The 26,289-nt window shown below is 69.3% G+C and carries 25 protein-coding genes; all 25 read left to right on the forward strand.

What is annotated here, in order from left to right:
• The first annotated feature begins 1 nt into the window (after position 1).
• The 25 genes from aroA to ptsP all read left to right on the forward strand — a co-directional run bounded on the left by aroA (position 2) and on the right by ptsP (position 26,206).
• Entirely contained in the window at positions 2–1,975 is a 1,974-nt protein-coding gene (aroA, locus tag RN729_RS03185; RefSeq protein WP_310782320.1) for a 3-phosphoshikimate 1-carboxyvinyltransferase, read from the forward strand.
• Between the two features lie 208 nt (positions 1,976–2,183).
• Entirely contained in the window at positions 2,184–4,079 is a 1,896-nt protein-coding gene (locus RN729_RS03190; RefSeq protein WP_310782234.1) for a 30S ribosomal protein S1, read from the forward strand.
• 58 nt (positions 4,080–4,137) lie between these two features.
• Entirely contained in the window at positions 4,138–5,994 is a 1,857-nt protein-coding gene (locus RN729_RS03195; protein ID WP_310782235.1) for an ABC transporter substrate-binding protein, read from the forward strand.
• Positions 5,995–5,996: 2 nt separating this feature from the next.
• On the forward strand, positions 5,997–7,538 hold the full coding sequence (locus RN729_RS03200; protein WP_310782236.1) for an acyl-CoA carboxylase subunit beta: 1,542 nt from the start codon (positions 5,997–5,999) through the stop codon (positions 7,536–7,538).
• 16 nt (positions 7,539–7,554) lie between these two features.
• Entirely contained in the window at positions 7,555–9,045 is a 1,491-nt protein-coding gene (locus RN729_RS03205; protein ID WP_310782237.1) for an acetyl-CoA carboxylase biotin carboxylase subunit, read from the forward strand.
• Between the two features lie 7 nt (positions 9,046–9,052).
• Positions 9,053–9,556, forward strand: a complete 504-nt coding sequence (locus RN729_RS03210; RefSeq protein WP_310782238.1) for a biotin/lipoyl-containing protein — start codon at positions 9,053–9,055, stop codon at positions 9,554–9,556.
• Positions 9,553–11,115 (forward strand): methylmalonyl-CoA mutase family protein, encoded by a 1,563-nt coding sequence (locus RN729_RS03215; RefSeq protein ID WP_310782239.1) that lies wholly within the window; start codon positions 9,553–9,555, stop codon positions 11,113–11,115. The genes RN729_RS03210 and RN729_RS03215 overlap by 4 nt, the downstream gene beginning before the upstream one ends.
• Before the next feature lie 42 nt (positions 11,116–11,157).
• Entirely contained in the window at positions 11,158–11,490 is a 333-nt protein-coding gene (locus RN729_RS03220) for a zinc ribbon domain-containing protein (RefSeq protein ID WP_310782240.1), read from the forward strand.
• The gene (argS, locus tag RN729_RS03225) at positions 11,487–13,175 is read left to right on the forward strand and encodes an arginine--tRNA ligase (RefSeq protein WP_310782241.1); all 1,689 of its coding nucleotides are present in this window, start codon (positions 11,487–11,489) and stop codon (positions 13,173–13,175) included. The genes RN729_RS03220 and argS overlap by 4 nt, the downstream gene beginning before the upstream one ends.
• On the forward strand, positions 13,172–14,149 hold the full coding sequence (locus RN729_RS03230; protein WP_310782242.1) for a PfkB family carbohydrate kinase: 978 nt from the start codon (positions 13,172–13,174) through the stop codon (positions 14,147–14,149). The genes argS and RN729_RS03230 overlap by 4 nt, the downstream gene beginning before the upstream one ends.
• A 174-nt stretch (positions 14,150–14,323) precedes the next feature.
• Positions 14,324–15,349, forward strand: coding sequence for a phosphoribosylformylglycinamidine cyclo-ligase (gene purM / locus RN729_RS03235; RefSeq protein WP_310782243.1), 1,026 nt, complete (start codon positions 14,324–14,326; stop codon positions 15,347–15,349).
• Complete coding sequence (gene ribD / locus RN729_RS03240; RefSeq protein WP_310782244.1) at positions 15,346–16,506, forward strand: bifunctional diaminohydroxyphosphoribosylaminopyrimidine deaminase/5-amino-6-(5-phosphoribosylamino)uracil reductase RibD; 1,161 nt, start codon at positions 15,346–15,348, stop codon at positions 16,504–16,506. The genes purM and ribD overlap by 4 nt, the downstream gene beginning before the upstream one ends.
• Positions 16,507–16,518: 12 nt before the next feature.
• A complete protein-coding gene (locus tag RN729_RS03245; RefSeq protein ID WP_310782245.1) occupies positions 16,519–17,127 on the forward strand; it encodes a riboflavin synthase in 609 nt (202 codons plus the stop codon).
• A gap of 16 nt (positions 17,128–17,143) precedes the next feature.
• Positions 17,144–18,391, forward strand: a complete 1,248-nt coding sequence (locus RN729_RS03250) for a bifunctional 3,4-dihydroxy-2-butanone-4-phosphate synthase/GTP cyclohydrolase II (RefSeq protein ID WP_310782246.1) — start codon at positions 17,144–17,146, stop codon at positions 18,389–18,391.
• 104 nt (positions 18,392–18,495) lie between these two features.
• The gene (gene ribH, locus RN729_RS03255) at positions 18,496–18,912 is read left to right on the forward strand and encodes a 6,7-dimethyl-8-ribityllumazine synthase (RefSeq protein ID WP_343218891.1); all 417 of its coding nucleotides are present in this window, start codon (positions 18,496–18,498) and stop codon (positions 18,910–18,912) included.
• A complete protein-coding gene (gene nusB, locus RN729_RS03260; protein WP_310782248.1) occupies positions 18,909–19,343 on the forward strand; it encodes a transcription antitermination factor NusB in 435 nt (144 codons plus the stop codon). Before ribH ends, nusB begins: the two co-directional genes overlap by 4 nt.
• A gap of 8 nt (positions 19,344–19,351) precedes the next feature.
• Complete coding sequence (locus RN729_RS03265; protein ID WP_310782249.1) at positions 19,352–20,473, forward strand: glycosyltransferase family 4 protein; 1,122 nt, start codon at positions 19,352–19,354, stop codon at positions 20,471–20,473.
• Between the two features lie 9 nt (positions 20,474–20,482).
• Positions 20,483–20,830 (forward strand): HPF/RaiA family ribosome-associated protein, encoded by a 348-nt coding sequence (locus tag RN729_RS03270; protein WP_310782250.1) that lies wholly within the window; start codon positions 20,483–20,485, stop codon positions 20,828–20,830.
• Positions 20,827–21,783 (forward strand): HPr(Ser) kinase/phosphatase, encoded by a 957-nt coding sequence (gene hprK / locus RN729_RS03275; RefSeq protein WP_310782251.1) that lies wholly within the window; start codon positions 20,827–20,829, stop codon positions 21,781–21,783. The genes RN729_RS03270 and hprK overlap by 4 nt, the downstream gene beginning before the upstream one ends.
• A complete protein-coding gene (locus tag RN729_RS03280) occupies positions 21,773–22,174 on the forward strand; it encodes a hypothetical protein (RefSeq protein ID WP_310782252.1) in 402 nt (133 codons plus the stop codon). Before hprK ends, RN729_RS03280 begins: the two co-directional genes overlap by 11 nt.
• Positions 22,175–22,182: 8 nt before the next feature.
• Positions 22,183–22,662 (forward strand): PTS sugar transporter subunit IIB, encoded by a 480-nt coding sequence (locus RN729_RS03285; protein ID WP_310782253.1) that lies wholly within the window; start codon positions 22,183–22,185, stop codon positions 22,660–22,662.
• The gene (locus RN729_RS03290) at positions 22,659–23,357 is read left to right on the forward strand and encodes a PTS sugar transporter subunit IIC (protein ID WP_310782254.1); all 699 of its coding nucleotides are present in this window, start codon (positions 22,659–22,661) and stop codon (positions 23,355–23,357) included. The genes RN729_RS03285 and RN729_RS03290 overlap by 4 nt, the downstream gene beginning before the upstream one ends.
• Complete coding sequence (locus RN729_RS03295; RefSeq protein WP_310782255.1) at positions 23,354–24,082, forward strand: PTS system mannose/fructose/sorbose family transporter subunit IID; 729 nt, start codon at positions 23,354–23,356, stop codon at positions 24,080–24,082. The genes RN729_RS03290 and RN729_RS03295 overlap by 4 nt, the downstream gene beginning before the upstream one ends.
• Positions 24,083–24,161: 79 nt before the next feature.
• Positions 24,162–24,470, forward strand: a complete 309-nt coding sequence (locus tag RN729_RS03300) for an HPr family phosphocarrier protein (protein ID WP_310782256.1) — start codon at positions 24,162–24,164, stop codon at positions 24,468–24,470.
• Positions 24,467–26,206, forward strand: a complete 1,740-nt coding sequence (gene ptsP, locus RN729_RS03305) for a phosphoenolpyruvate--protein phosphotransferase (RefSeq protein ID WP_310782257.1) — start codon at positions 24,467–24,469, stop codon at positions 26,204–26,206. Before RN729_RS03300 ends, ptsP begins: the two co-directional genes overlap by 4 nt.
• Positions 26,207–26,289: the final 83 nt, after the last annotated feature.

Consider the following 26,289-nt stretch of genomic DNA (forward strand, 5'->3'; position numbering starts at 1 on the left):
GGTGCGCGTACCCGGGGACAAGTCGATCTCCCACCGCGCCGCGCTAATCGCGCCGCTCGCCTCGTCGGCCTCCGTCGTGCGCGGTCTCTCGGACGGCGCCGATGTGCGCGCCAGCGTGCGAGCGATGCAGCGGCTCGGTGCCGCCGTCGAGTGTGAGGAGGAGGAGGGGCGCGGCCTCACGATCCGCTGTGCGGGCGGCGGGCTCGACGTTACCTCGGCTCCGCGGCTCGACTGCGGGAACAGCGGGACGACGGCGCGCCTCCTCGCCGGGATCCTGGCGGGTTCCGGCGTCGCGGCCGTCCTGGATGGCGATCCATCGCTTCGCAGCCGTCCCATGCGCCGCGTCATCTATCCGCTGCAGGCCATGGGGGCACGGGTCGAGTACGACGGGGAGCCGGAGCGCCTTCCCGTGCGGTTTCGAGGGCGAGCCACGGGGACGTTGAGGACGCTGCGCCACCGCGGCCGGGTCGCCAGCGCCCAGGTCAAGTCGGCCATCCTTCTCGCCGGCGTGCTGGCCCGCGTCCGGGTCGAGGTCAGCGAGCCCGCCCTCTCCCGGGACCACACCGAGCGCATGCTGGCCGGGATGGGGGTGCCGCTCGCATTCGACGCCGGGCGGACCGGGGCGGGGGAGGTGCGCTTCGATCCATCGGATTGGGAGGGTGCGCTCGAGGGTCTCCGCATGACCGTTCCCGGCGATCCGTCCTCGGCGGCCTTCCTCATCGGGGCGGCGCTCCTCGGCGGCCGCACGGTGAGGGTGGCGGACGTGGCGGCCAACCCCGGCCGCATCGGATTTCTTTCCGTGCTCGAAGAGATGGGGGCCGGCGTCGACCGGGACCCCGCACCGACGGAGGGCGGGGAACCGCGGGAGGCGTGGACCGTGCATCCCCCCGACGACCTGCGGGCGTTCTCGATCGGCGGCGACCTGATCCCGCGCGTGATCGACGAGATTCCGCTCCTCGCCGTCCTCGCCGCCCGAGCGCGGGGCCGTTCGGAAATTCGCGACGCCGCCGAGTTGCGCGTGAAGGAGAGCGACCGCCTCGCCGTCCTGGCCCGGACGCTCGGGAAACTCGGCGTCGTCGTGGAGGAAAGGCCGGACGGCCTCACGATCCAGGGCCGTGCCGGGCGGCTGCGCGGCGATGTCGACGCGCACGGCGACCACCGGATCGCCATGGCGTTCGGGGTTCTCGACGCGGCGGGAGACGCCGACCTGCGGATCGACGACCAGGCGTGCGCGGACGTCTCGTATCCGGATTTCTGGGACGCCCTGGAGCCTTTCCGTCGCGGTTCACGCGGAGGGTCTCTTCCGCGAACGGGACGGGTGATCGCGGTGGACGGCCCCGCCGCTTCCGGCAAGAGCAGTACGGCGCGGAGCGTGGCCCGACGACTCGGCTTCGTGCATGTGAACTCCGGACTGCTCTACCGGGCGATCACCTGGTGGGCGCTCGACAGGGGCATCGCCGAAGACGAGCCGTCGATCGAGGCTGCGGTGCCCGGGCTCGACGTCGATCTCGTCCCCGCGGACGACGGGTTCGATGTATCCGTTGCGGGGACCCGGCCCGGCCGCGGTCTCGAATCGTCCGAGGTGACCGCGCGGGTGTCCGCCGTTTCCACGCTTCCGGCGGTTCGGGATGTCGTGCTGGAGCGGCTGCGCCGGGCGGGCCGCCGCCACGAGATCGTCTGCGAGGGACGCGACATCGGCACCGCCGTCTTCCCCGACGCGGAGCTAAAGGTCTTCCTCGTGGCGGACGTCGGCGAGAGAGCCCGCCGTCGACTGCGCCAGCGCGCCGCTCCCTTCACGGAGGACGACCTCGAGCGCGAGGTCCGGCGGATCGACGCGCGCGACCGGCTGGATCGATCGCGTCCCCTGTCCCCGCTCCGGCGAGCGCCCGACGCGATCGAGATCGACACGACCTCCATGTCCCCGGGCCGCGTCGTGGACGCGATCCTCGAGCTTGCGGCCTCCGCTTTCCGTTGACGCTCCCCCAGCGCGAATCTAAGTTAGCCTACTGTTCGAGGACCGTGGCGGAAAAAGTGGCGCTTCGCCCCGGATCCTGTGGAGACCCGACACCAGGGGATCGGCCGGCGGCTGGGCGGAGATGGTGATGCTCGGTCGGGGTCGATTCTTTTTTGCCACGAGGCCCGGCGGGACGCACCGTTGGCCCCGCGCGGGAGCTTGATTCCCTATGCCCGACGACACGAACCCTCAGACCGAAGTCCCCGAGACCGAAGTCCCCGAGACGGACATCCCCGAGACCACGGACGCGTCGACGGAAATCGACGACGCCGCTCAGGAAGAGGTGGAGGTGGCCGTCGCGACGCCGCCGGCCGCTTTCGAGCCCAGTGCCATCGATCTGGATCTCGATGCGGATCCCCGGGATGACTCCCAGCACGATCAGGCCGAGTACGCCGAACTCTACGCGCTCTACGAAGACACCCTCAGTCGCATCACCGAAGGTGAGATCGTCTCCGCGCAGGTCATCGGAAAGACGGAGACGGACATCATCCTGGATGTCGGCTTCAAGTCCGAAGGAGCCGTCCCGCTCGAAGAGTTCGCGGATCCGGACGAAGTTGAGATGGGCGATTCCGTCGATGTCCTCCTCGAGAGCCTCGAGGATGAGGAAGGCGTCGTCGTCCTCTCGAAGAAGAAGGCGGATTTCCTCCGCGTCTGGGAGAAGATCAAGGACGCCTTCGACAACAACCGTCCCGTGCAGGGGCGCATCAAGCGGAAGATCAAGGGTGGCGTGACGGTCGATCTCATGGGGGTCGACGCGTTCCTGCCCGGATCCCAGATCGCGCTTCGCCGCGTACCCAACGTCGACGACCTTCTGGGCGACGAATACGACTTCAAGATCCTCAAGCTCAACAAGCGCCGCCGGAACATCGTGGTGAGCCGTCGCGTCCTTCTCGAAGAGGAGCGGGCAGGGAAGCGAGAGGAACTCAAGAAGGAGCTGTCCGTGGGCGACGTGCGCCCCGGCATCGTCAAGAACATCACGGACTTCGGCGCTTTCATCGACCTCGGCGGGATGGACGGCCTCCTCCACATCACCGACATGTCCTGGGGGCGCATCGGCCATCCGTCGGAAGTCTGCGAGATCGGCCAGTCGCTCGAGATCAAGATCCTCGACATCGACTGGGACCGGGAGAGGATCTCGCTCGGCCTCAAGCAGCTTCAGGAGTACCCCTGGAAGAACGTGGCCGAGAAGTATCCGGTCGGGACGCGCGTGCTGGGCCGGGTCGTCTCGATTACGAACTACGGCGCCTTCGTCGAACTCGAGCGCGGGATCGAGGGTCTCGTCCACATCTCCGAGATGTCTTGGACCCGCAACGTCCGCCATCCCTCCCAGCTCGTCGGCATCAACGACAAGGTCGAATGCGTCGTGCTGCGCGTCGATGAGGAGGCACAGAAGATCTCGCTCGGGATGAAGCAGGTGGAGGAGGACCCGTGGTTGGCGCTGCCGGCGCAGTACCCGCCGGGGACGAAGATCCGCGGGCTGGTCCGCAACCTCACGTCCTTCGGCGCCTTCGTGGAGGTCGAGGCGGGAATCGACGGCCTCGTCCATATCTCCGACATGAGCTGGACGCGGCGGGTGCAGCATCCGGCCGAGGTGCTCCGGAAGGGGGAGGAGGTCGATGTCGTCGTGCTCTCGATCGATCCCGACCAGAAGCGGATCTCCCTCGGTTTGAAGCAGGTGCAGGAAGATCCCTGGTATCAGCTTGCGCAGGCGTACCAGCCGGGACGGGAAGTGGCGGGCTCGATCACGCGTCTGCTCGAGAAGGGCGTCGTCGTGGACCTCGGGAGCGATCTCGAAGGATTCGTGCCGATCTCGCAACTCGGGGTGGAGGCGCCGGTCACCGAGCCCGCCGACCACTTTGACGAGGGACATCGGCTGGAACTGCGCGTACTCGAGACGGATCCCATCAACCGTCGCATCGTTCTTGCCGTCGTGGACGCACCCGATGTCCCGTACGCCGCCGAAGAGGTAGAGTACGAGAACATGGCGGCGTCGAAGTCGGGCTCCGCGGCGGATGACACGGACGAGGGGGAGCAGTCCGATTCCGGTGGTGAGGCAGGGGAGTAGCCCCTTCCGCGAGCGGCGCAGGGCAGCGCGGAGACGCGTAGCCCTCGGTTGCGGCGCCGTGCTGGTCGCGGCCGCGGGTTGTGCGTTCATCGCCGGCAACCCACCCGTCGAGATGGCCACGTCGAGCACCGTGGATCGGGAAGGGGCGCAGGCCGCACTCCGCCTCGCCGAGTCCGACTACGAGCAGGGACGCTTCGCCGCCGCCGCGGCGCGCGCGGACTCCCTCGACGCCGCATGGCGTGAACTGGGATCTCTCCGGGGCCTCGCGGACCGGGCCCTCTCCGTGGCGGGTCGGGCGCTGGAGGCACAGAGGCTCCCGGGCGCCGCCGCGGATCGTTACGGCAGGCTCCTCGCGCGGGGGCCCGCCTCAACCCTGGGAACGGCCACTCTGGAGCGACTGGTTCGGATCCTCTCCGACACCGGCCGCGAGCCCGAAGCGGTCGCTGCGATCCTCTCCGCGCCCCAGGGACTGGAGACGATGGGCGCGGAGGATCTCCGCCGGTTGACCGGCGCCCTCACGACCCAGGAATTACGCTCGTTGACCGGGAACTTCCCGCCGGAGACGGCTGCGGCCGCGATCGTTCATACCCAACTCATCCGCCTGCTCATCGTCGAGGAGCAGGGGGACGAAGCGAGGCGTCTGGCCGCCCGCGTCCTGGAGGGGGAGCCCGCCGAACCGGAGCGGGTCACGGCGGAGATGATCGTCGAAGCGGGAACGGATCTCGGCAGCGGCAGCGCGCGCATCGGCGCGATCCTCCCGCTCACGGGGGACCTCGCGGCTCTGGGCCGGGTGCTGCGCGAGGGGATCGAACTCGCGGTCGAGCGATACCGTGACGAGCGCCCGGCCGGCTTCGATGTCGAACTCATCTTCGTCGATGACGAATCGAATCCGGAGAACACGGCGGGTCTCGTGCGGTCGCTCGAAGGACAGGACGTGGTCGCGATCCTGGGTCCGCTTCGCTCCGAGTCGTTCGCGGCGGCGTCGCGGGCCCGCGGGAATCAGAGATTGCCGATCATCAGCCCCACGGCGACGGACGTGCTGAGGCCCGCGTCGGCGACCTATACGCTCTACGATGCGGGGACGCGCGTCTCGGATGTGGCGCGGGAACTGGCGCGCTGGACGCTGGAGGATCTGCGGCTCCGCCGGGTCGCCGTCCTCGAGCCGGATGGGGTCGGGCTCGGAGGCGCGATCGATGCGTTCACGCGAACGATCCGGGAGAACGGCGGCCTGCTCGTGGGGCACGAACGCTACGATCCCGGGGTCACGACCTTCCAGGCACCCATCGAAGCCGTCGCGGCCTCGGAGCCCGACGTCGTCTTCGCGCCGGCGGCGTCCGTGTCCGGCGTCCTCGCCATCGCGCCTCAACTCTTCTATTACGGGCTCTACAACGTGATCGTGATGGGGAGCGGGGCCTGGGCCGAGCCGGCCGCGTTGCGCCGCCTCGAACGCTTCGCGACGGACCATCGCGTGATCGGTCTCGCGACGGACCGCGTCAGCCCGGGTACGCCGTGGCGGCGATTCGTCGCGGATTATGAGAGACGATACCGAAAGGCGTTGCGGGACAACATTATGCCGGCTCTGGCACACGATGCGACGCTCCTGGTTCTTTCCGCTCTCGATGGCGCGAGACTGCCGATCCCGGCCGCGCTCGCGGCATACCTCGAATCGGGACCGGAAGTCGAGGGCGTTACGGGCCGTCTGCGTCCCGTTGCCGAGCGGTCGGTCGTACGGCGCTCCACGGAGATCCGCATGCTGGTGGACGGTTCGCCCGTGGAGGCGGACAGAGAGGAACTTCTCAGCTGGCTGGCAGAGGTGCGTGCGGCGCCGTCTCCCTTTGCGCCGCGTGACTCGCTGCGCGTGGACACCCTGCGCGCGGACACGCGGTCCCGGGTGCGAACGGCGAGCATCCGGTGAGCATGCGCGAGAAGGTGGCCGAACTCGAGGCCCGATCCGAGCGGGCCGCGCGCGGGGACCCGGATCGGCTCGCCCGCCAGCACGCGCGCGGCAAGCTGGGCGCCAGGGAGCGCCTCGAGATCCTCCTCGACGAGGGGAGCTTCGTGGAGTTCGACCGCTTCGTCGAGCACCGCTGCACGGACTTCGGGCTTGAAGATCGGCGCATCCCCGGCGACGGCGTCATCACCGGCTACGGCCGCATCGACGGACGGACCGTCTATGTGTTCAGCCAGGATTTTACGGTCTTCGGAGGCTCGCTCTCGGAAGCGCACGCCGGCAAGATCGTGAAGGTCCTGGATCTCGCGACGCGGAACGGGACCCCCTTCATCGGCATCAACGACTCGGGTGGCGCACGGATTCAGGAAGGGGTCGCCTCGCTCGGCGGCTACGCGGACATCTTCCTCCGAAACACGCTGGCGTCGGGCGTGATCCCGCAACTGAGCGCGATTCTGGGGCCATGTTCCGGAGGCGCGGTCTACAGCCCCGCCATCACGGACTTCGTGTTCATGGTGGACGGAGTGAGCCACATGTTCATCACGGGCCCCGGCGTCGTGAAGACGGTGACGCACGAGGACGTGACGTTCGACGAACTCGGCGGCGCCGCCGTGCACGCGAGCCGGTCCGGCGTGGCACACTTCCGGTCGGCGACCGAGGTCGAGGCGCTCGGGGCCGTGCGCCGCCTCCTGTCCTATCTGCCTTCGAACAACCAGGAGACGCCCCCGTGGCGGGAGACGACGGACCCGGCGGACCGGGCCGACGCGGCGCTTCTCGAGATCGTGCCCGACGACCCGAAGCTCCCGTACGACATGTTGGACATCATCCGTCGCGTCGTCGACGCCGACAGCCTGATGGAGGTTCACGCCGAGTACGCCCGCAACATCATCACGGGCTTCGCCCGACTCGGGGGGAACGCCGTGGGCATCATCGGCAACCAGCCCGCGGTCCTCGCCGGCGTCCTGGACAGCGATGCGAGCATCAAGGCCGCGCGGTTCGTCCGCTTCTGTGATGCGTTCAACGTTCCGCTGGTGACCTTCGAGGATGTGCCCGGCTTTCTCCCGGGACTGAGGGAGGAGCACGAGGGCATCATACGAAACGGCGCGAAGCTCCTCTTCGCGTACTGCGAGGCGACGGTGCCGAAGCTCACCGTCATCACGCGCAAGGCCTACGGCGGCGCGTACGACGTCATGTCGTCCAAGCATATCCGGGGCGACCTCAACCTCGCCTGGCCGAGCGCGGAGATCGCGGTGATGGGCGCGAAGGGCGCGGTGGAGGTCCTCTTCCGGCGCGAGATTGCCGCGGCCGAGGACCCCGTGGCGCGCACGGCCGAACTCGAAGCGGAATATCGGGCGAAGTTCGCCAACCCCTATCTCGCCGCCGAACGCGGGTTCATCGACGATGTGATCGACCCCCGCGAGACGCGCGGGCGTCTCGTTTCGGGGCTCGAAGCCATGGCCGAGAAGCGCGATCGCAACCCGCCCAGGAAGCACGGCAATATCCCGTTGTGAACCCCTCCGAGGCCGGATGTTCGACAAAGTTCTGATCGCGAACCGCGGCGAGATCGCGGTTCGGATCATCCGTGCGTGCCACGAGGAAGGCCTCGGGACGGTCGCGGTCTACTCCGATGTGGATCGCCGGGCCCCCCACGTGCTTCTCGCGGGCGAGGCGGTCCGGATCGGGGGGGCCGCCGCCGCGGAGAGCTACCTGTCGATCGACAGGCTCCTCGCGGCCGCGGAGGAGACGGGGGCGGGGGCGGTCCATCCGGGGTACGGCTTTCTGGCCGAGAACGCCGGTTTCGCTCGCGCCGTCGAAGCGAGGGGTCTCGTGCACATCGGACCTCCCGCCGACGCGATCGAAATCATGGGCGACAAGACGCGGGCCCGGGCCCGGATGGAGGGAGCCGGGGTGCCCGTGATACCGGGCAGCGCCCCGCTCGATTCCGCGCGCGACGCCATCCTCGAAGCTGAGCGGATCGGGTTCCCCGTCCTCCTGAAGGCGGCGGCCGGCGGCGGCGGCAAGGGCATGCAGGTCGTCTCCGACGAGGAGCAGATGGCCGGAGCGTTCGGGCGCGCGACGCGGGCGGCGCAGAGCGCCTTCGGCGACGGACGCGTGTTCGCGGAGCGCTTCCTCGGTTCCCCCCGGCACATCGAGATCCAGGTGCTCGCCGACGAAGAGCGAACCGTGGACTTCGGCGAGCGGGAGTGCTCGATCCAGCGGCGACACCAGAAGCTGATCGAAGAAGCGCCCTCCACGGCGATCGATGATGCGCTCCGGCGCCGAATGGCGGAGGTCGCCGTGCGGGCGGCGGAGGCGGTCGGCTACCGCGGCGCGGGCACGGTCGAGTTTCTGGTCGAAGAGGGCGAGTTCTTCTTCCTCGAAATGAACACCCGGATTCAGGTCGAGCATCCCGTGACGGAACTCGTCACCGGCGTGGACCTCGTCCGTCAGCAACTGCGCGTCGCACGGGGGCTCCCGTTGCTCGGCGGCGGCGAGCCGCCCACCGCCCGCGGGCACGCGATCGAGTGCCGGATCAACGCGGAGGATCCGGCCGCCGGATTCCTCCCATCCATGGGTCGAATCGACCGCCTCGAAGTGCCGACGGGGCCCGGCGTACGCTGGGATGGCGGGATCCGGAACGGGTCGGACGTCGGTCCGCACTACGACTCGCTGCTCGGCAAGCTGGTCGTCCACGCCTCGGATCGGGACGCTGCGATCCGGCGCATGCGGTCCGCGCTCGAGGGGCTCGTCATCGGCGGCGTCGAGACGACGGTCCCCTGGCACCTCGCGGTGATGGACGAAGCCGACTACCGGGCGAACGATCTCTCCATCCGGTACGTGGAGGAGCACCCCGGACTCGGAGGGGCCGCGGACCCCGGGCTGCGCGACGTGGCCATGGCGGCCGCGGTGCTCCTCGCGGATGAGGATCGGCCGCGGGTGGTTGCCGGCGGTGCGCGGCGCTCCCGCGACGGAGCGAACGGGTTGTCGGCGTGGATGCGCGCGGATCGGGAGTGGTGAAGCCGTCATGAAGTACCATGTCGAGGTGGATGGCGCGGGCTTCGAGGTCGAACGGCTGGTCTCCGGGCTGCGCCTGAACGGTTCGGAGCGGGCAGCGGAGTTCGCGTGGCTGGCGGATGGTGAAATCCAGCTCACCCTGGATGGCGCGAACCACCGCGTGTTCGCGCGCCGGACGCCCGCCGGGTGGCGGCTGACCGTGCGCGGCCGGACCTTCGACGTCACGGTGGAGGACGAACGTACCCGGGCGCTCCGCGCACTGGCCGATCAGGGCGCGGGGGGGCGGGGACCGCAGGAGTTGCGCGCGCCGATGCCGGGGCTGATCACGCGGGTCCTCGCGGAAGCCGGGCAGCGCGTGAGCGCCGGCGATGGACTGGTCGTGATCGAAGCCATGAAGATGGAGAACGAATTGCGCGCCCGTGGACCGGGAACGGTGGCCGAAATCGAGGTCCGCGCCGGCGATGTCGTGGATCGCGACCAGGTTCTCGTGACGCTCGAGGCGGAGACCCGGTGAACGCACGGCGCCCGGTCTTCTCCACCACGAGCGGGACCGAAATCGATCCGGTCTACGAGGCGGGCGATGCGAACCCGGATCGGGCCTTGCCCGGCGAGTTCCCCTACACGCGCGGCGTGTACCCCACGATGTACCGCGGGCGGCTATGGACGATGCGCCAGTACGCCGGCTTCGGCACGGCCGCGGCGACGAACGCGCGCTTCCGCTATCTGCTGGAATCCGGACAGACCGGTCTCTCCGTTGCCTTCGACCTTCCGACTCAGATGGGCTACGACTCCGACGATGCCAGGGTGCGGGGAGAAGTCGGACGGGTCGGCGTGGCGATCGACTCGATCGAAGACATGCACCGGCTGTTCGAGGAGATCCCGCTCGAACGCGTCTCGACGGCGATGACGATCAACGCCACGGCGCCCGTGCTCCTCGCGATGTACGCAGGCGTGGCCCGGGAACGGGGTATCGATCCGGCCGTCCTCCGGGGCACGCTCCAGAACGACGTGCTGAAGGAGTTCATCGCGCGGGGGACGTACATCTATCCGGTGGAGCCCAGCCTCCGGTTCGTGACGGACGTATTCGACTTCTGCTCCCGTAAGATGCCGCGCTGGCGCTCGATCTCCATCAGTGGGTACCACATTCGCGAGGCCGGCGCGACGGCGGCCCAGGAGCTGGCCTTCACGATCGCCAACGGTCTCGAGTACGTGAGCCGCGCCATCGAGCGTGGGTTGGAGATCGACGACTTCGCTCCCGGGCTCAGCTTCTTCTTCTCGGCCGACCGGCTGTTCTTCGAAGAGGTTGCAAAGTTCCGCGCCGCCCGCCGCATGTGGGCCCGGCTCATGCGGGACCGCTTCGGAGCCGCGGAAGAGAGCTGTCGACTGAAGTTCCACACCCAGACGTCGGGGGCGGCGTTGACGGCCCAACAGCCGTTGAACAACGTCGTGCGCGTCGCCGTTCAGGCGCTCTCCGCGGTTCTGGGGGGGACGCAGTCGCTGCACACGAACAGCTACGACGAAGCGCTCTCGCTTCCCGGAGCGGACGCGGCCCGCCTCGCGCTCCGCACGCAGCAGGTCCTGGCGGCCGAAACCGGTGTCGGAGACACCGTCGACCCCCTGGGGGGCTCCTACTTCGTGGAGTCGCTCACGGACGACATCGAGGCGCGGGCCCGGGAGTATCTCGCTCGCGTCGAGGAACTGGGCGGCCCCGTGCAGGCGATCGACTACATGAGGGAGGAGATCCACCTCGCCGCCCGCCGCCATCAGGAGGCGATCGAGAGCGGCGAACTCGAGGTGGTCGGCGTGAACCTGCACGCGGATGCCGAACCGGTCGAAATGCCGAAGGCGCCGGATTTTGCTCGACTGGCGGATGAACAACGCCTGCGGCTCACGCGGCTCAGGGCGGAGAGGAGCGACGCGGACGTGGAAGCGGCGCTGGCGGGGATCCGGCGAGCGGCGGCCGGAGATGCTAACCTCCTGCCCGTTCTGATCGACGCCGCCAGGCGCCGCGTGACTCTGGGCGAGATCAGCCACGCGCTGCGCGAGGTGTGGGGAGAATACCGGCCCGGCTAGCGGTCCGCGGCGTAACGCCGCGGGCACGTCGACGTTCCACGGATGGATCCAGGGGCACGAGTGCCAACGTACGAATACAGATGTCGCAGTTGTCGACACGAATTCGAGCGGTTCCAGCGCATGTCGGACCCGGCGATCCGCCTCTGTCCGTTGTGTGGGGAAGAGCAGGTGGAGCGGCTCATCTCGTCGGGAGGCGGGATCGTCTTCAAGGGGCCGGGTTTCTACGCCACCGACTATCGGCAGGCGCCGGAGGACGGCGGGAAGTCCGCGGCCGCCAAGGCCTCGGGCGATGCCTCCTCCGGGTCGCCGGAAAGCGCCTCGTCCACGTCCGATGGCGCCTCCTCCGGGTCGCCGGACGGCGGGTCCGACTCGTGACGCGCGACGCCGGGCTGACTCGGCTCTCCGAGGCGCTCGAATCCGCCCTTTCGGCCGCGGGGGCTCCGGAGGGCTTCTCCCCGGGGTTGGAACGGCCGCGGGATCCGACGCACGGAGACTGGGCGTCCAACGCGGCGCTCGTGCTCGCGAAGAGACTGGGCCAGCCTCCCCGGGCACTCGCGGCGCGCGTCTGCGAACTGATCGATCCCGCGGCCGCCGGCATCGCGGCGGTGGAAGTCGCGGGCCCGGGATTCCTGAACTTCCGGCTCTCCGATCAATCCATCTGGCCCCGACTGACGGAGGTCATCGAGGCGGGCCGTGACTGGGGACGGACACAGGCTTCACCCGCGCTCCGCGTCAACGTGGAGTTCGTTTCCGCCAACCCGACGGGGCCGCTGCATGTGGCCCATGGTCGTGGCGCGGCGCTCGGGGACGCGGTCGCGTCGCTGCTGGAGTGGGCCGGACACGACGTGACGCGCGAGTTCTACGTGAACGACGCGGGACGGCAGATCGAACTCCTCGGCGAATCCGTCGAGGCACGCTACGAGGAAACGGCCGGGCGGCCGGCGACGGTTCCCGAAGGCGGGTATCACGGCGAGTACGTGCGCGATGTCGCGCTGACGATTCGAGACGCCGCCGGCCCGGGGTTTCTCGCCTCGCTCCCGCCGGAAGCGCGCCAGGCGCACTTTCGGCGCGAAGCGGTGCGACTGCTCCGCGAGGAACAGGCGGCGGACCTGTCGCGCTTCGGCGTTGACATGGATCTGTTTTACTCCGAGCGCTCGCTCTACGAGTCCGGAGCGATAGACCACCTCCTGGAGGCGCTGGAGGACGGCGGCCTCATCTATCGCTCGCAGGGGGCGACCTGGCTTCGGACCTCCGGTTACGGCGACGAGAAGGACCGGGTCCTCATCAAGAGCGACGGCTCGTTCACCTATTTCCTGCCGGATCTCGCCTATCACCTCGACAAGGCGCGGCGCGGCTTCGACATCGCGATCGACGTCTGGGGTGCGGATCATCAGGGCCACGAGAAGCGCATGCTGGCGGCCCTGTGCGGCCTGTCGTGCCCGGACCTGCTCGAGGTCCTGATCATCCAGCTCGTCACCGTCCTGCGCGACGGCAGGGAAGTCCGGATGAGCAAGCGGGCCGGACGCTTCGTGACGCTGGGCGAACTCGTGGAGGAGACGGGTCCGGACGTGGCGCGGTATTTTTTCCTCATGCGCCGCGCGGAGGTCCATCTCAACTTCGATCTCGACCTCGCTCTGGATACGTCGGATGCGAATCCGGTCTACAAGGTGCAGTACGCGCATGCGCGCATGTGCAGCGTGTTCCGCAGGGCGGAGGTCGTCGCCGACGACGTTCCGGCCTTCGTCGAGGTTCCAGACGGCTTCGGCACCCCGGCCGAGCGTGAAGTCGCCCTCTCCGTCCTGAGGCTTCCCGAGGTCATCGCGGCGGCCGCAACGAGCCGCGCCCCGCACCTGGTCTGTGCGTACCTGGAGGAGACGGCGGGGCTCGTGAACGCCTGGTATCACCAGGGGAACCTGGATCCGGCGCAGAGAATCCTGGCGGACGTGCCGGAGCGGGCGGCGAGAATCCGGCTCGCGCGCGCGGTTCAGCTCACACTGCGCAACGGGCTGCGGGCGCTCGGCCTCTCCGCCCCCGAAACCATGACCCGGGAGGCGAAGTGAACGTCCGCGCCACCGGAAACGGCGCCGGCGGGACCGGAGCGGGGTCGATCCTCGTCGTGGGCAGCGTCGCGCTGGATGAGATTTCGACCCCCGCCGGACACCAGGAGGACGTGGTCGGCGGGACGGCGGTCAACTTCAGCGCCGCGGCCTCGCTGTTCGCGCCGGTCCAGCTCGTCGGGGTCATCGGCGACGACTATCCGACGGGCGAACTCGACTTCCTCCGGCGCAGGAGCGTGGATCTGTCGGGGCTCGAGCAGCGATCCGGCCGCAGCTTCCGGTGGGGCGGCCTCTATCACCGGGACATGAATACGAGGGACACGACCTTCACCGAGCTGGGGGTTTTCGCGGACTTCCATCCGACGATTCCCGACGCCTTCCGGAGTGCGCCCTGGGCCTTTCTGGGCGCCATCGACCCCGCACTTCAGCTCGAGGTGCTGGATCAGATCGAGTCGCCCGTGCTCGCGGCGTGCGACACGATGAACTACTGGATCGACGGGACGCCGGAGCGTCTCGCCGACGTCATCGCAAGGATTGACCTGATCACCCTGAACGATGAAGAGGCGAAACAGCTTTCGGGGGAGCACAACCTGGCCCGGGCCGCGCGCTGGATTCAGAGCCGGGGCCCGCGCCACGTCGTGATCAAGAAGGGGGAGCACGGAGCCGTGCTCCTCACGAGCGACGGTTTCTTCATCACCCCCGGCTTCCCGCTCGACGACGTGGTGGACCCCACCGGAGCCGGCGATGCGTTCGCGGGCGGTTTGATCGGGTATCTGGCGCGCTGCGGTTCGATTGCGGGACCCGCGTTGAGGCGCGCCGTCGTGTACGGTTGTGCGCTCGGTTCCTTCGCGTGCGAGGCCTTCGGCGCGCGCCGTATGGTGACGCTCACGATGGCCGAAGTGGAGGACCGGGTGCGAAGCTTCGGGACGCTCACCAGATTCGATGTGCCAGCAGACCGTGGCAAGACCCTGCGTTAGCGCCGAGAGCGGTGAAGCGCTCGCCTGACAAGGAGCGACGAGGGAGCATGGCAGAGCTATGTGACCGAGGAGCGACGCAGAGCGCAGCGTTTCAGGCGAGATGCAGCACCGCTCGAACGCAGCGGGGTTTTTGCCGCGGCCTGCCAACCCCGCGGGTGGAAGCATGAAGAGAACATGAACGACGGATTGACGTACCGGGACGCGGGCGTGAACCTCGAGGCGGCCCGCGCGACGAAAGCCCGGCTCTCCCGGCTCGTCCGGGGGACCCGGACGGAGGCCGTGAGTTCGGACTTCGGCTCGTTCGGAGGCCGGTTTCGGGCGACGCCCGGCCGGGAACTCGTCGCGAGCGCCGACGGCGTGGGGACGAAGCTGAAGATTGCCTTCATGGCGGATCGCCACGACACGGTGGGCGCCGATCTCGTGAACCACTGCGTCAACGACATCCTCGTCGAAGGCGCGCGGCCTCTCATCTTCATGGACTACGTCGCCTGCGGCGTGCTGGATCCGGACACCGTGACGAGCGTCGTCTCGGGACTCGCCGCCGCCTGTCGCGCGAACGAATGCGCGCTGCTCGGGGGAGAGACCGCGGAGATGCCGGATTTCTATGCGCCGGGAGAATACGACCTCGCGGGATTCGTGGTGGGCGAGATCGCATACCCGGAGGTAACCCGCAGAGATCTGGAGCCGGGGGACCTTCTCATCGGACTCGCATCGAGCGGCGTGCATACGAACGGCTACAGCTTCGTGCGGGCCCTCTTCTTCGACCGCCTGGGACTCGGGGCCCACGACGCCTTCCCGGGGACCGGGGACTCCGTCTCGGACGTCCTCCTGCGTCCCCACCGCAGTTACCTGTCGATCCTCGAGCCCAGCCTCCAGGCAGGCCGCGTGCGGGCGCTCGCCCACATCACGGGGGGCGGGATCCCGGGGAACGTGGACCGGGTCATCGGCCCGGACCTCGATGCGGTGGTGCGCTCCGACAGTTGGGTGCGCCCGCACGAGTTCGACGTGATCGCGCGCGAAAGCGGGGCGGACGAGGCGGAGCTCTTCTCCACCTTCAACATGGGCGTGGGGATGGTTGCGGTCGTACGGGATGCGGAGGCCGGCGGCGTGCTCGAGCAGGTTCGCGACTCCGGGTGTGAGGCCTTCCTGTGCGGTGAACTCGTCGCGGGCAGCGGCAGGGTGCACCTGGTGACTTCGTGACGGCGCGGGGATTCGACCCCATCGCCGGGGCGCCGCCGAGCCGCACCGAGGACCTCCGCCACATGCGCGAGGCGCTGGCCGTGGCGCCGCGAGGACAGGGCCGGGTGTCGCCCAACCCGCTCGTGGGCGCCGTTGTGGCCCGCGGGAACCAGGTGTTCGGCACGGGATGGCACGCGGAATACGGCGGCGACCATGCGGAAGTCATGGCGCTGCGGGAGGCCGGGTCGCGCGCGGCGGGCGCCACGCTGTACGTCACGCTCGAGCCGTGCCGCCACACCGGGCTGACACCCCCGTGCACCACGGCGATCATCCGCTCCGGCGTGCGCCGCGTCGTGATCGCCTGCCGGGACCCCAATCCGGAGGCGCGTCACGGGGCGGAGGAGCTGCGGCAGGCCGGACTGGACGTCGAGATCGGGATCGAGGCAAACGCCGCAAAACGGCTGAACGCGGCCTTCCTCTGGTTTCACCGGCAGTGGGTGCCCTTCGCTTCGCTCAAACTCGCGCTGTCGCTCGATGCGAAGCTCGGGGCGGAAAGCGTTCGCACGCCGGTGACCGGCATCCGGGCGCTGGACGAGGTGCACCGTCTCCGTTCCTGTCACGATGCGATCCTGATCGGCTCCAACACGATCGCGATCGATGACCCGTTGCTCACCGCCCGCGGCGAGGTCCTGCCGAGGGTGCCGCCGGTACGGGCCGTCCTGGACACCACGCTCAGACTCCGCCCGTCGAGTCAGCTCGTGCGCACGGCCGCCCAGGCACCCGTATGGGCCTTTGCGGATCCGGACTCGGACGGCTTCCAGGAGCGCGCGGATCCGCTCCGCGAAGCCGGCGTGGAAGTCATCGGAGTGCCCCGGAGCGAGGACCACAGACTGGATCTGAGCGCCGTCTGGAACGAACTGGCCATTCGCGGCGTGCTCTCCGTGCTCGTCGAAGGCGGGGGTCAGGTCGCCGCGTCGTTGCTTCGCGGGGGACACATACAGCGGATCCACGCCTTCATTGCTCCCATGTTCTACGGGCGCGACGGCGTGCCGGCGTTTCCCGGCCTCGAGCCGTCGACGCAGGGGGACTGGCTGCCCATGCAGCGGGACTCGCTGGGGCAGGATACGCAGATCGTGTTCGAGCACCGACAACTCCAGGAAACCCTGGACAACCTCTGAGCGGCCGGACTCGTGTTCACTGGAATCATACGGGCGGTCGGCGAGGTCGCGGGCCGGGAACGCCGGGAGGCCGCGCTCCGGCTGACGATCGCCCGCGTCCCGTTTCTCGAGCGGCTCCGCGCCGGGGATTCGGTGTCGCTCGCGGGCGTGTGCACGACCATCGTCGCGCTCCGGGAGGAGACGTTCGAGGTCGACGTCGTCGAGGCTACGCTGGAGCGGACCACGATCGGGAGCTGGCGGGTCGGGGATCCGGTGAACCTCGAGCCGGCGCTGTGCGCCGGGGATCCGCTGGGCGGTCACATGGTACAGGGACACATCGATGGGGTGGGGACCGTGGCGGCGGCGAGGTGGGAAGGCGAGTCGGGCCTGCTCGAGATCGAACTCCCCGATGGCCTCGAGAGGGTGACCGTGTCGCAGGGTTCCTTCGCCGTCGATGGCGTGAGTCTCACCGTCAACCGCCTGACCGGGACCATCGCGCGTTTCGCCATCATTCCCTATACATGGACCCATACCACGCTGGGGCGCCTCGCTTCGGGTGCGAGAGTCAACCTCGAGGCGGACCTGATCGGCAAGCACGTAGCTCGTGCCCTCCGACCGCACGTGGCCCCGGTGGACTCCTGAGTCGGCTCCCGTTCGAATGAAAACCGACAACAGACTTCGGCTGGCGGGCATGCCCGCCGATACGGTGGAAGCGGCGATCGAGCGTATCCGCAGCGGCGGACTCGTGATCATCGCAGACGACGAGGACCGCGAGAACGAGGGGGATCTCGTCTGCGCCGCCGCACTTGCGACGCCCGAAGCGATCAACTTCATGGCCAGGCACGCCCGGGGGCTCATATGCCTCACGATGCCCGATGAGATGGCCGATCGCCTCGATCTCCCGCTCATGACGGACGACCGGTTGTCGGACCCCCACAAGACGGCGTTCACCGTGTCGATCGACGCCCGCCCGGACTTCGGCGTGTCGACCGGGATCTCGGCACAGGATCGCGCCCGAACCATCCGGGTCGCGGTGGATCCCCAGACCCGGCCGACGGACCTCGTGCGCCCGGGCCACATCTTTCCCCTCCGCTCCCGGCCCGGCGGCGTGCTGCAGCGGGTGGGCCAGACGGAGGCTTCGGTCGATCTCGCCCGGTTGGCCGGGCTCACTCCGGCGGGCGTGATCTGCGAGATCCTGAACGAGGATGGGACGATGGCGCGCCGCCCGGAACTCGAGAAGTTCGCGGCGGAGCACGACCTCCCCTTCATCACGGTGGCCGCCCTCGTCTCCTACCGGTTGCGCACGGAGAGTCTCGTGCGGCGCGTTGCCGAAGCGGAGCTCCCCACGCCGTGGGGCGATTTCCGCATCGTCGGGTACGCGAACGAGGTGGATGGGCGCGAACACGTCGCGCTCGTGCGCGGCGACGTGGCGGGCGCGGAGGATGTCCTCGTCCGCGTGCATTCGCGCTGCCTGACGGGCGATGTGTTCCACTCCCACCGCTGCGACTGCGGCAGCCAGCTCGAGGCCGCGATGCGGATGGTCGTGGAGGCCGACGCCGGGGTCATCGTCTACCTGGACCAGGAAGGGCGGGGGATCGGACTCCTGAACAAACTCCGCGCCTACGAACTTCAGGACGAGGGCCACGACACGGTCGAAGCGAACGAGGCGCTGGGTTTTCCGCCCGACCTGCGGAACTACGGCATCGGGGCCCAGATTCTCGTGGATCTCGGGTTGCACTCGATCAGGATCATGACGAACAACCCGAAGAAACTCGCGGGGCTGGAGGGCTTCGGCCTCGTGATTCGCGACCGCGTGCCCCTCGAGCTCGGCGGGGTCGACGATCGGCTGGTCCGCTATCTCCGCACGAAGCGCGAGAAGCTGGGACACCTGACCGGATCCGCGTGAGAAGCAGGTCGGATACTCCACGAGGCGATGGGCCCGAAGGCTTCGAACGGGGGTGCGCGACGACGTACGAGGGCGCGGCTTCGGGGGATGGCCGGACGGTCTGCATCCTCGTCAGCCGGTTCAACTCCCGGGTCACCGAGCGTCTCCTCGCGGGTGCCGCGCGGACGACCCTCGAATGCGGCGTGGCCGAAGAGGATCTCGATATCGTGTATGTCCCCGGCGCCTGGGAACTGCCGCTCGCCGCGCGACGAGCCGCCGCGCGCGGCTACGCCGCCATCGTCGCGCTGGGCTGCGTGATCCGCGGGGAAACCGCGCACTTCGACCACGTGAGCCGCGCGGCGATCGACGGCCTCGCGAGGGTCCAGCTCGACTCGGGCGTGCCGGTCGGTCTCGGCGTGCTCACGCCCGACACGCTGGAGCAGGCGCTCGCGCGGGCCGGCGGCGAACTCGGAAACGCCGGCTCGGAGGCGGCCCGCGCCGCGCTCGGCATGGCCGATCCTCACGGACAGCCGGGCTCGTGACGCCGACCGCCCGGACGCACGTCCACTCGCGCGCCCGGAGCTGGGCGTTGAACCTCCTGTATGCGTGGGAAGTGGGCGGACAGGGCACGCCGCTCGAACACGCGGCACAGAGCCTCGTCCACCGCCGCATGTCCGGACGCTACCGCCCTCATGTCCGGCGCCTGCTCGAAACCGTGGGCGGCCATCTCGCCGAGATCGACGCGACGATCGCCCATCACGCCTCGAACTGGCGGATCGAGCGCCTGCACGCCATCGACCGCAACATTCTGAGAATCGCGATCGCGGAACTGCTCTGGTTCGAAGACGTTCCGCCGAAAGTCACGATTCATGAAGCCCTGAAGCTGGCGCGCCGGTATGGCAGTCCCGGCAGTCCGCGTTTCCTCAACGGCGTGCTCGACGCGGTGCTGAAGGCCCGCGAGGCAGGGCTCTGACCGGTCCCGTGGTGCGTCCCCTTCGGATCCTCCTCCTCAACTGGCAGGACCGCGAAAACCCCGAGGCCGGCGGTGCCGAGGTGCATCTCCACGAGATCTTCGGCCGGCTCGCCGCCCGCGGACACGAGGTGCGAGCCGTCGTGAGCGGCTGGCCGGGCGCGGCCCCGTCCGCGACGCTCGATGGGATCGACTTCCAGCGGGTCGGAGACCGGTACAGCTACGCATGGCGCGCCCGGAGCGCGGCGCGGGGGATCGTGCACGGCTTCACCCCGGACGTGCTCGTCGAGGACATCAACAAGGTCCCGCTTTATTCCCCGCGGTGGGCCGGCGTCCCCGTCGTCGCACTCGTGCCGCACCTGTTCGGGGCCACGGCCTACGCGGAGGCGTCCATCCCTCTCGCGACGGCGGTCTGGGCGGCGGAACGGGCGATCCCCCGCGTCTATCGGGACTGCTCCTTCCAGGCGATCTCGGAGAGCACGGCGCTCGACCTCACGAAGCGAGGCCTCCTCGCCCGGGATATCACGGTGATCCCGCCCGGGATCGATCACGACACCTACCAGCCGGGCGCCGCGACGGAGCGCGCGGAGACCCCGACACTGCTCTACGTGGGTCGCCTCAAGCGTTACAAAGGCCTCGATGTCCTGTTCGAGGCGCTGTCACAGCTGAGCGACCGGCTGCCGGACGCGAGGCTCGTCATTGCGGGCCGCGGCAGCGACGAGCGTCGCCTCCGAAGACTCGTGCGCCGAGCCGGGCTCGCGCACCGGGTACGCTTTCCGGGGTACATCTCCGAGGCGGAGAAGGTCGCCTGGCTGCGTCGGGCCTGGGCTGTGGTGTATCCCTCCCCGAAGGAGGGGTGGGGGATGACGAACGTGGAGGCGGCCGCGTGCGGCACGCCGGTGATCGCGAGCGATTCCCCCGGGCTGCGCGAGTCGGTGGCGGCGGGAGAGTCGGGAATCCTCGCCCCGCACGGGGACGCCGCAGCGTGGGCTGCCTCGATCCGCGAAGTTCTGGAGAAGCCATCGGTGCGCGAACGCCTCGGAACAGGCGCGTTGGCCCACGCTGCCCGGTTCTCGTGGTCGCGTGCAGCGGATGAGACGGAAGCGCACCTTTACAAGTCACTTCAACCCTGACGAGGACCGATGAGAACCATCGTCACCGCGCGTAACACCGATGTTTCCGACATTCGCGAGATCATCGAGACTCGCTTCACGAGTCTGACTCGCTTCGAGCCGCGCGCCTCGAAGGCCGAGGTCGTATTCACCGGAGAGAAGACCCAGGTACGCGCGGCGGCCGTGGTCAGCGTCGACCGCGCCCGTCCCGTGCATGGAGAGGCTGCGGGTCCCGACCCCCGCACGGCGCTCGACCGGCTCGCGGACAAGTTGGGAAACCAGCTCCGACGCAACCATGACCGGTACAACGAACACTCCGCGCCGCCGATGGATGAACTGTTCGGGAGCCCCTTCGAGGCGGACGGAGAGCCCGGATGACCCTCACGGTCGCGTCGCTGCTTCGGCGCAAGCGGGAGGCGTTTTCGCTCACGGTCGTCGCCGGCGAGTCCGGCCTGGAGCGCGGCATCGAAGTGCCGGAAGTCTCGTCGCCGGGACTCGCGCTGGCCGGCTACAGGGAGCGCTTCGTCTCCCAGCGGGTGCTCATCTTCGGCGAAACGGAGATCGCCTACCTCGAGAGCCTCCGCGCTTCGGAACGCGCCGCCGCCCTCACGTTCGTGTTCGAATCCGGTGTTCCCTGCGCGATCATCACCAAGAATCAGGCAGCGCCGGCGGAACTCGTCTCCGCGGCGGAGGCGGCCGGCGTCGCAGTGCTCGAAACGCCTCTCAAGACGGGAGACTTCTACCGGCGGCTGCAGCCCTATCTCGAGGAAGAGTTCGCGCCGCGGACCTCGCTCCACGGATCTCTCGCGGATGTGTACGGGATCGGCCTCCTTTTCATGGGTCCGTCCGGCATCGGCAAGAGCGAGTGCGTGCTCGATCTGGTGGAGCGGGGCCACCGTCTCGTCGCCGACGATCTCATCCTCGTACACCGCCGCCAGAGCGACATCCTCCTCGGGCGCGCGCATGAAAACCAGCGCCACCACATGGAGATCCGGGGCGTGGGGATCATCGATGTGCGCGCCATGTTCGGGATCCGGGCCGTGCGCCAGCAGAAGCGAATCGAAGTTGTCGTCGAACTCGAGGTATGGGGAGACCGCGACGATTACGACCGGACGGGTCTCGAGGTGGAGGAATGCGAGATCCTGGGCGCGAAGCTGCCGAAGGTCCGCATCCCCCTGAACCCGGGAAAGAACATCACCGTCATCGCCGAAGTCGTGGCCATGAACCACCTCCTGCGCTATTCCGGAGAAGATCCGGCGGCGGCTTTCGAGCGCGACCTCATCGAGCGCATGCGGCCGGTGCGCGACTACCTGGAGTCCGATGACGAATGACCGGGTCCGCGGCGTCGTCGTGGCGCACGCGGAGCTCGCGCAGGCCCTCGTGTCCGCCGTCGAAACCATCAGCGGCGTCCGGGGGGCCCTGCGTGCCGTGAGCAACGAAGGCCGGGGACCCGAAGAACTCGCCGAGATCATCGGAGAGGCGGCGGCGGGGGCGGAGACGATCCTCTTCGTGGATCTCGCGGGCGGCAGCTGCGGTCTCGCCGGCCTTCAGCACGTGCGGGAGAGCCGAGGCTGCGCGTGGGTCGCAGGCGTCAACCTCCCGATGCTGCTCGACTTCGTCTTTCATCGCGAAATGCCGATGGCGACGCTCGTCCCCCGTCTGGTCCGGAAGGGGCAGGCCGGGCAGCGCGCGCACCCGTCTCCGCCGGCCGGGACCGACTGAGCGGGACCATGCCGCTCGAACTCCTGCGGATCGATGAGCGTCTGATACACGGCCAGGTACTCGTGGGGTGGGGGCGTCCGCTGGACCTCGACTTCTACATCGTCGTCGATGACGCTCTCGCTTCCAGCGAGTGGGAGCAGGAGCTCTGGGCCAGCGCGCTCGCCGACGAGGAGAGCGCGGAATTCCTGGGGGTGGACGAGGCGATCCGGCGCTTCGGGGAACTCGGCCGCCGGGCGGAGCGCGGGGCGCTCCTCACGCGGGATACGCGGACGATGCGGGCGCTGGCCGAGCCCGGCTGCCTCGATGGGCGGACCGTGAACGTCGGAGGCGTGTACGCCGCGGAGGGGCGGAAGAAGATCCTGGACTACGTCCATCTCTCTCCGGAGGAGATCGAGGACCTGCGGGTGATCGGTGAGCGCGCTTCCGTGAGCGCACGGAGCCTCCCCACCCAGCGGGAGGTTCGTCTCGACGCGCGGAGGCTCCGATGACGGGCGTCGAGCTTTCCGCCGGCGACTGGGCGCTGGCTTGCCTGCTCGGTGCGGCGATCGGTCTCGACGGGGTGTCCTGGCCTCAGGCCATGTGGTCCCGCCCCATCGTGGCGGGTACGCTGGGAGGACTGCTCTTCGGGGCACCCGCCGCGGGGTGCCTGGTCGGAGTCTGGCTGGAACTCGTCCTGTCACGGCATCCCCCCTTCGGCGGTGCGCGGCACCCGGAGACCGGACCCGCGGCCTTCACGGCCGGAGCCGCCTACGCGGCCGCCGGGGATGGCGCCCCGATCGGCATCGTCGCCGCGGTCGTGGTCGGCTGGGCGATCGGGTGGACCGGCGCCCACTCGGTGACCCTCCTGCGACGCGTGACGCCGAGCCTCGTCTCGCGACCCGAGGGCTTCCGCGGGGGGGCGGCCGCCCTCGCGCGACGCCACAGGCTGGCGATCGCCCTGGACGCTCTGCGCGCCGGACTCCTCGTCGCTGCGCTATTCGTGCCCTCCGTGCTGTTCGTTCGTTTGCTGTCGACGCAGCCGCCCGGCGCGGCGGGCGCTGCGTGGTGGCCCGTTGTCGCGGGAATTGGCCTCGCCGCCGGCGCGGGCGTCGCGGCGCGCGGGCTCGGCGCGCGAGACCGCCACTGGCCGGCGCTGGCCGCGGGATGCGTCCTCGGAACCCTGCTCGTCCGAGTGTTCGCATGATGCCGCGCAAGAGGGACTTCGCGCGTGCCATTTCGCGCAGTTTCTCCATCCAGGGCTCATGGAACGACCGTACGATGACGGGGCCCGGGATGGCGCATGCGCTCGCCCCGCTGCTCGCGCGCATTCACGAGGGCGACCCCGCCGCGTTCCGGCGGGCCGTCCAGCGCCACTCGCGAGCTTTCAATGCGCATCCGTACTTGGCCCCCGTGGCGATCGGGGCCCTCGCGCGCCTCGAATTCGATGGAGAGGACCCCGACACCCTGTTGCGCTTCCGTTCCGCGCTCCGCGCGCCGCTGGGAGCGCTGGGCGACGGGGTCGCGTGGGCCGGATGGCGGCCCTTCTGCGCGTCCGCCGCGGGCATCGGGTTCTTGCTTGGACTCGACCCGCTGTTCGCTGCCGGCTCTTTCCTTCTCCTGTACAATGCCGGCCACGTCACCCTCCGCGTCTGGGGGCTGCGCTGCGGCTGGAGGTCGGGCCGGTCCGTGGCCTCCGTGTTGAAGCGCGCCCCTCTGCGCCGGATCGAGAGCGCGCTCGTGCGGGCAAACCAGGTGCTCATAGGGGTCCTCGCCGCGCTGCTCGTGGGCCGGCTTCCGGGAACCGGCGACGCCCTCTGGAGGGACGGCGGTGCAGTCATCGCGGCGTTGATGGGTTACCTTGTCCCCCGACACATCTCGGCGGTCGCCATGGCGAGCCTGCTTGCCGCGTGCGCGGTGTGGCTCCTGTGAGCGTCCGGACAGGCGGTACAGCCTTCCGCGACGCACGGCTCGACGCCGATCGTTCGCTCGACCGGGGCGGAGGACTTCTGTGACGGTACGACACGAAGCAGCGGTACGTATTCAGAACCGGCTGGGGCTGCACGCCCGCCCGGCCGCTGAGTTCGTTAAGCTGGCGAGCCGGTTCCGGGCCGAGGTGCGGGTCGAGAAGGATGAGCTGGAGGTGAACGGGAAGAGCATCATGGGCGTGATGATGCTCGCGGCCGAGGCCGGCGCCTCCATCCGTATCCAGGCCACGGGATCCGACGCGGAAAACGCCGTCGACTCCCTCACCGAACTCGTCCTGTCCGGGTTCAGCGAGGAACTCGATCCGGACGCGGGCATGGACGGGCTTGCGTGAGCGAGGTCATTCACGGGATCGGGGCGGCGCCGGGGCGGGCTCTCGGCGTGGCTCGGCGACTCGAGCGTCATGAGTGGCGACCCGAGCACAAGACGATCCCGTCCGACGCCGTCGAGCGCGAGGTCGCGCGCTTCGAGGAGGCGCGGGCCTGGGCTGCCGACCGCGTCCGGGACACGCGTGAAGAGGCGGCTCGCTCGCTGGGCGAGGTGGAAGCGAACATCTTCGACCCGCAGATCCTCATCCTCTCGGACCCCGACCTCGTCGCAGGCACGATCCGCTATATCCGCGAGAACTTCCTTTCCGCGGAGCGCGCCCTCGACTGGCGCCTGACCGAGCTTCGGACGGCGATCGTCGATGCGGGGCACTTCATGGTCGTTGATCGCCTGGCCGATCTGCGGGACATCCGGTCCCGCGTGCTCGCGCGGCTCACCGGGCGTAACGAAGATCCCCTTGCCCTTCCGGAGGAACCGGGGCTGATCGCCATCGACGACCTCACGCCCAGCTTCGCCGTGCGCCTCGATCCGGAACTCGTCCTCGGCGTGGCGAGCGGATCCGGGTCCCGCACCTCGCACAGCACGCTGGTCGTCCGCTCGCTCGGGATTCCGGCGGTCGTCGGACTCGGCGCGGACCTCGCGAAGATCGAAGACGGTACCACCGTTCTCCTCGACGGAGGCAACGGTCGCGTCCTGCTCGAGCCGACGGAGGCCGAGACGGCGGCACACCTGCAGATGGTCCGCCGCCTTTCCGGTCGTCCCGCCGCCGACCTCACCCGCGAACCCGCGCCTCTGCTGACGGCGGACGGCGTCCGCGTTCACCTTCGCGCCAACATCGATCAACCGCACGATGTGCCGGCGGCCCGGCGCGTGGGTGCCGAGGGGGTCGGACTCTTCCGGTCCGAATTCCTCGTCATCGGGCGGAGGGTGATTCCAAGCGAAGAGGAGCAGTACGAAGCCTACCGAGAGGTTGTGGACGGCTTCCCGAACCAGCCCGTGACGCTCCGGACGTTCGATATCGGCGGCGACAAGTTCCCGCTTTTTCTCGACCTCCCTCCGGAGGAAAACCCCTATCTGGGCTGGCGCGCGATTCGCGTCTGCCTGGACAGGCCCCAGCTCTTCCGCAACCAGCTGCGCGCCGCGATCCGGGCCGGTGGACCGGAGGCCCGCATGCGGATCCTGGTCCCGTTCGTGATCTGTGAGACCGAGATCCTGCGCACGAAGGAGATCGTCGCCGAAGTCGGCCGCGAGCTGGGTCAGACCGAGCCCGCCTCCTTCGGCGTGATGGTGGAAACGCCCGCGCTTGCGGACACGCTCGATCTCGTGGGACGGCACCTGGACTTCATCAGCCTCGGCACGAACGACCTGACGCAGTATTCCCTGGCGGTGGACCGCGGCAACGCCAGACTCCAGCATCTCTCGAACCCAATGCATCCGGCGCTCATCCGCAGCTACGAGCGGATCTTCAACACGGCCAGCGCCCTCGGCCTCGATATCGGCGTGTGCGGAGACCTTGCCGCGGAACCGGTGGGGCTCGCCCTCCTGCTCGCCCTCGGCTACCGGGATTTCAGTCTCGCGCCCACGTCGATCCCCGAGATGAGGGAACTCGTGGGGCTCCTTTCCGTGGCGGAGCTGTCCGAGCTCTGGAGCCGCGCCGGCGCCCCGCCCGGGATGCCGGGCGAACTTCTCGCGCGGCTGGAGGACGCCATTCCGGTGGAGCCGTCACCGCTGTACGTCTCCTGAACCCTCAGCGGGGACGTTGCCTCCGCCCGGTCGGGCGGCCACTATCTTGGCCGCTACGCCTTCCGCGGCACTCTGCCGCAAAC

It is taken from the genome of Candidatus Palauibacter polyketidifaciens, assembly GCF_947581785.1.
GTDB lineage: Bacteria > Gemmatimonadota > Gemmatimonadetes > Palauibacterales > Palauibacteraceae > Palauibacter > Palauibacter polyketidifaciens.

Excerpts from the sequence above, each read along its gene's own strand:
- RN729_RS03190 (WP_310782234.1), top strand. The coding sequence starts at position 2,184 with ATGCCCGACGACACGAACCCTCAGACCGAAGTCCCCGAGACCGAAGTC.
- RN729_RS03200 (WP_310782236.1), top strand. The coding sequence starts at position 5,997 with ATGCGCGAGAAGGTGGCCGAACTCGAGGCCCGATCCGAGCGGGCCGCG.
- RN729_RS03205 (WP_310782237.1), top strand. The coding sequence starts at position 7,555 with ATGTTCGACAAAGTTCTGATCGCGAACCGCGGCGAGATCGCGGTTCGG.
- RN729_RS03210 (WP_310782238.1), top strand. The coding sequence starts at position 9,053 with ATGAAGTACCATGTCGAGGTGGATGGCGCGGGCTTCGAGGTCGAACGG.
- RN729_RS03220 (WP_310782240.1), top strand. The coding sequence starts at position 11,158 with ATGGATCCAGGGGCACGAGTGCCAACGTACGAATACAGATGTCGCAGT.
- purM (WP_310782243.1), top strand. The coding sequence starts at position 14,324 with ATGAACGACGGATTGACGTACCGGGACGCGGGCGTGAACCTCGAGGCG.
- RN729_RS03250 (WP_310782246.1), top strand. The coding sequence starts at position 17,144 with ATGAAAACCGACAACAGACTTCGGCTGGCGGGCATGCCCGCCGATACG.
- RN729_RS03270 (WP_310782250.1), top strand. The coding sequence starts at position 20,483 with ATGAGAACCATCGTCACCGCGCGTAACACCGATGTTTCCGACATTCGC.
- hprK (WP_310782251.1), top strand. The coding sequence starts at position 20,827 with ATGACCCTCACGGTCGCGTCGCTGCTTCGGCGCAAGCGGGAGGCGTTT.
- RN729_RS03280 (WP_310782252.1), top strand. The coding sequence starts at position 21,773 with ATGACGAATGACCGGGTCCGCGGCGTCGTCGTGGCGCACGCGGAGCTC.
- RN729_RS03285 (WP_310782253.1), top strand. The coding sequence starts at position 22,183 with ATGCCGCTCGAACTCCTGCGGATCGATGAGCGTCTGATACACGGCCAG.
- RN729_RS03290 (WP_310782254.1), top strand. The coding sequence starts at position 22,659 with ATGACGGGCGTCGAGCTTTCCGCCGGCGACTGGGCGCTGGCTTGCCTG.
- RN729_RS03295 (WP_310782255.1), top strand. The coding sequence starts at position 23,354 with ATGATGCCGCGCAAGAGGGACTTCGCGCGTGCCATTTCGCGCAGTTTC.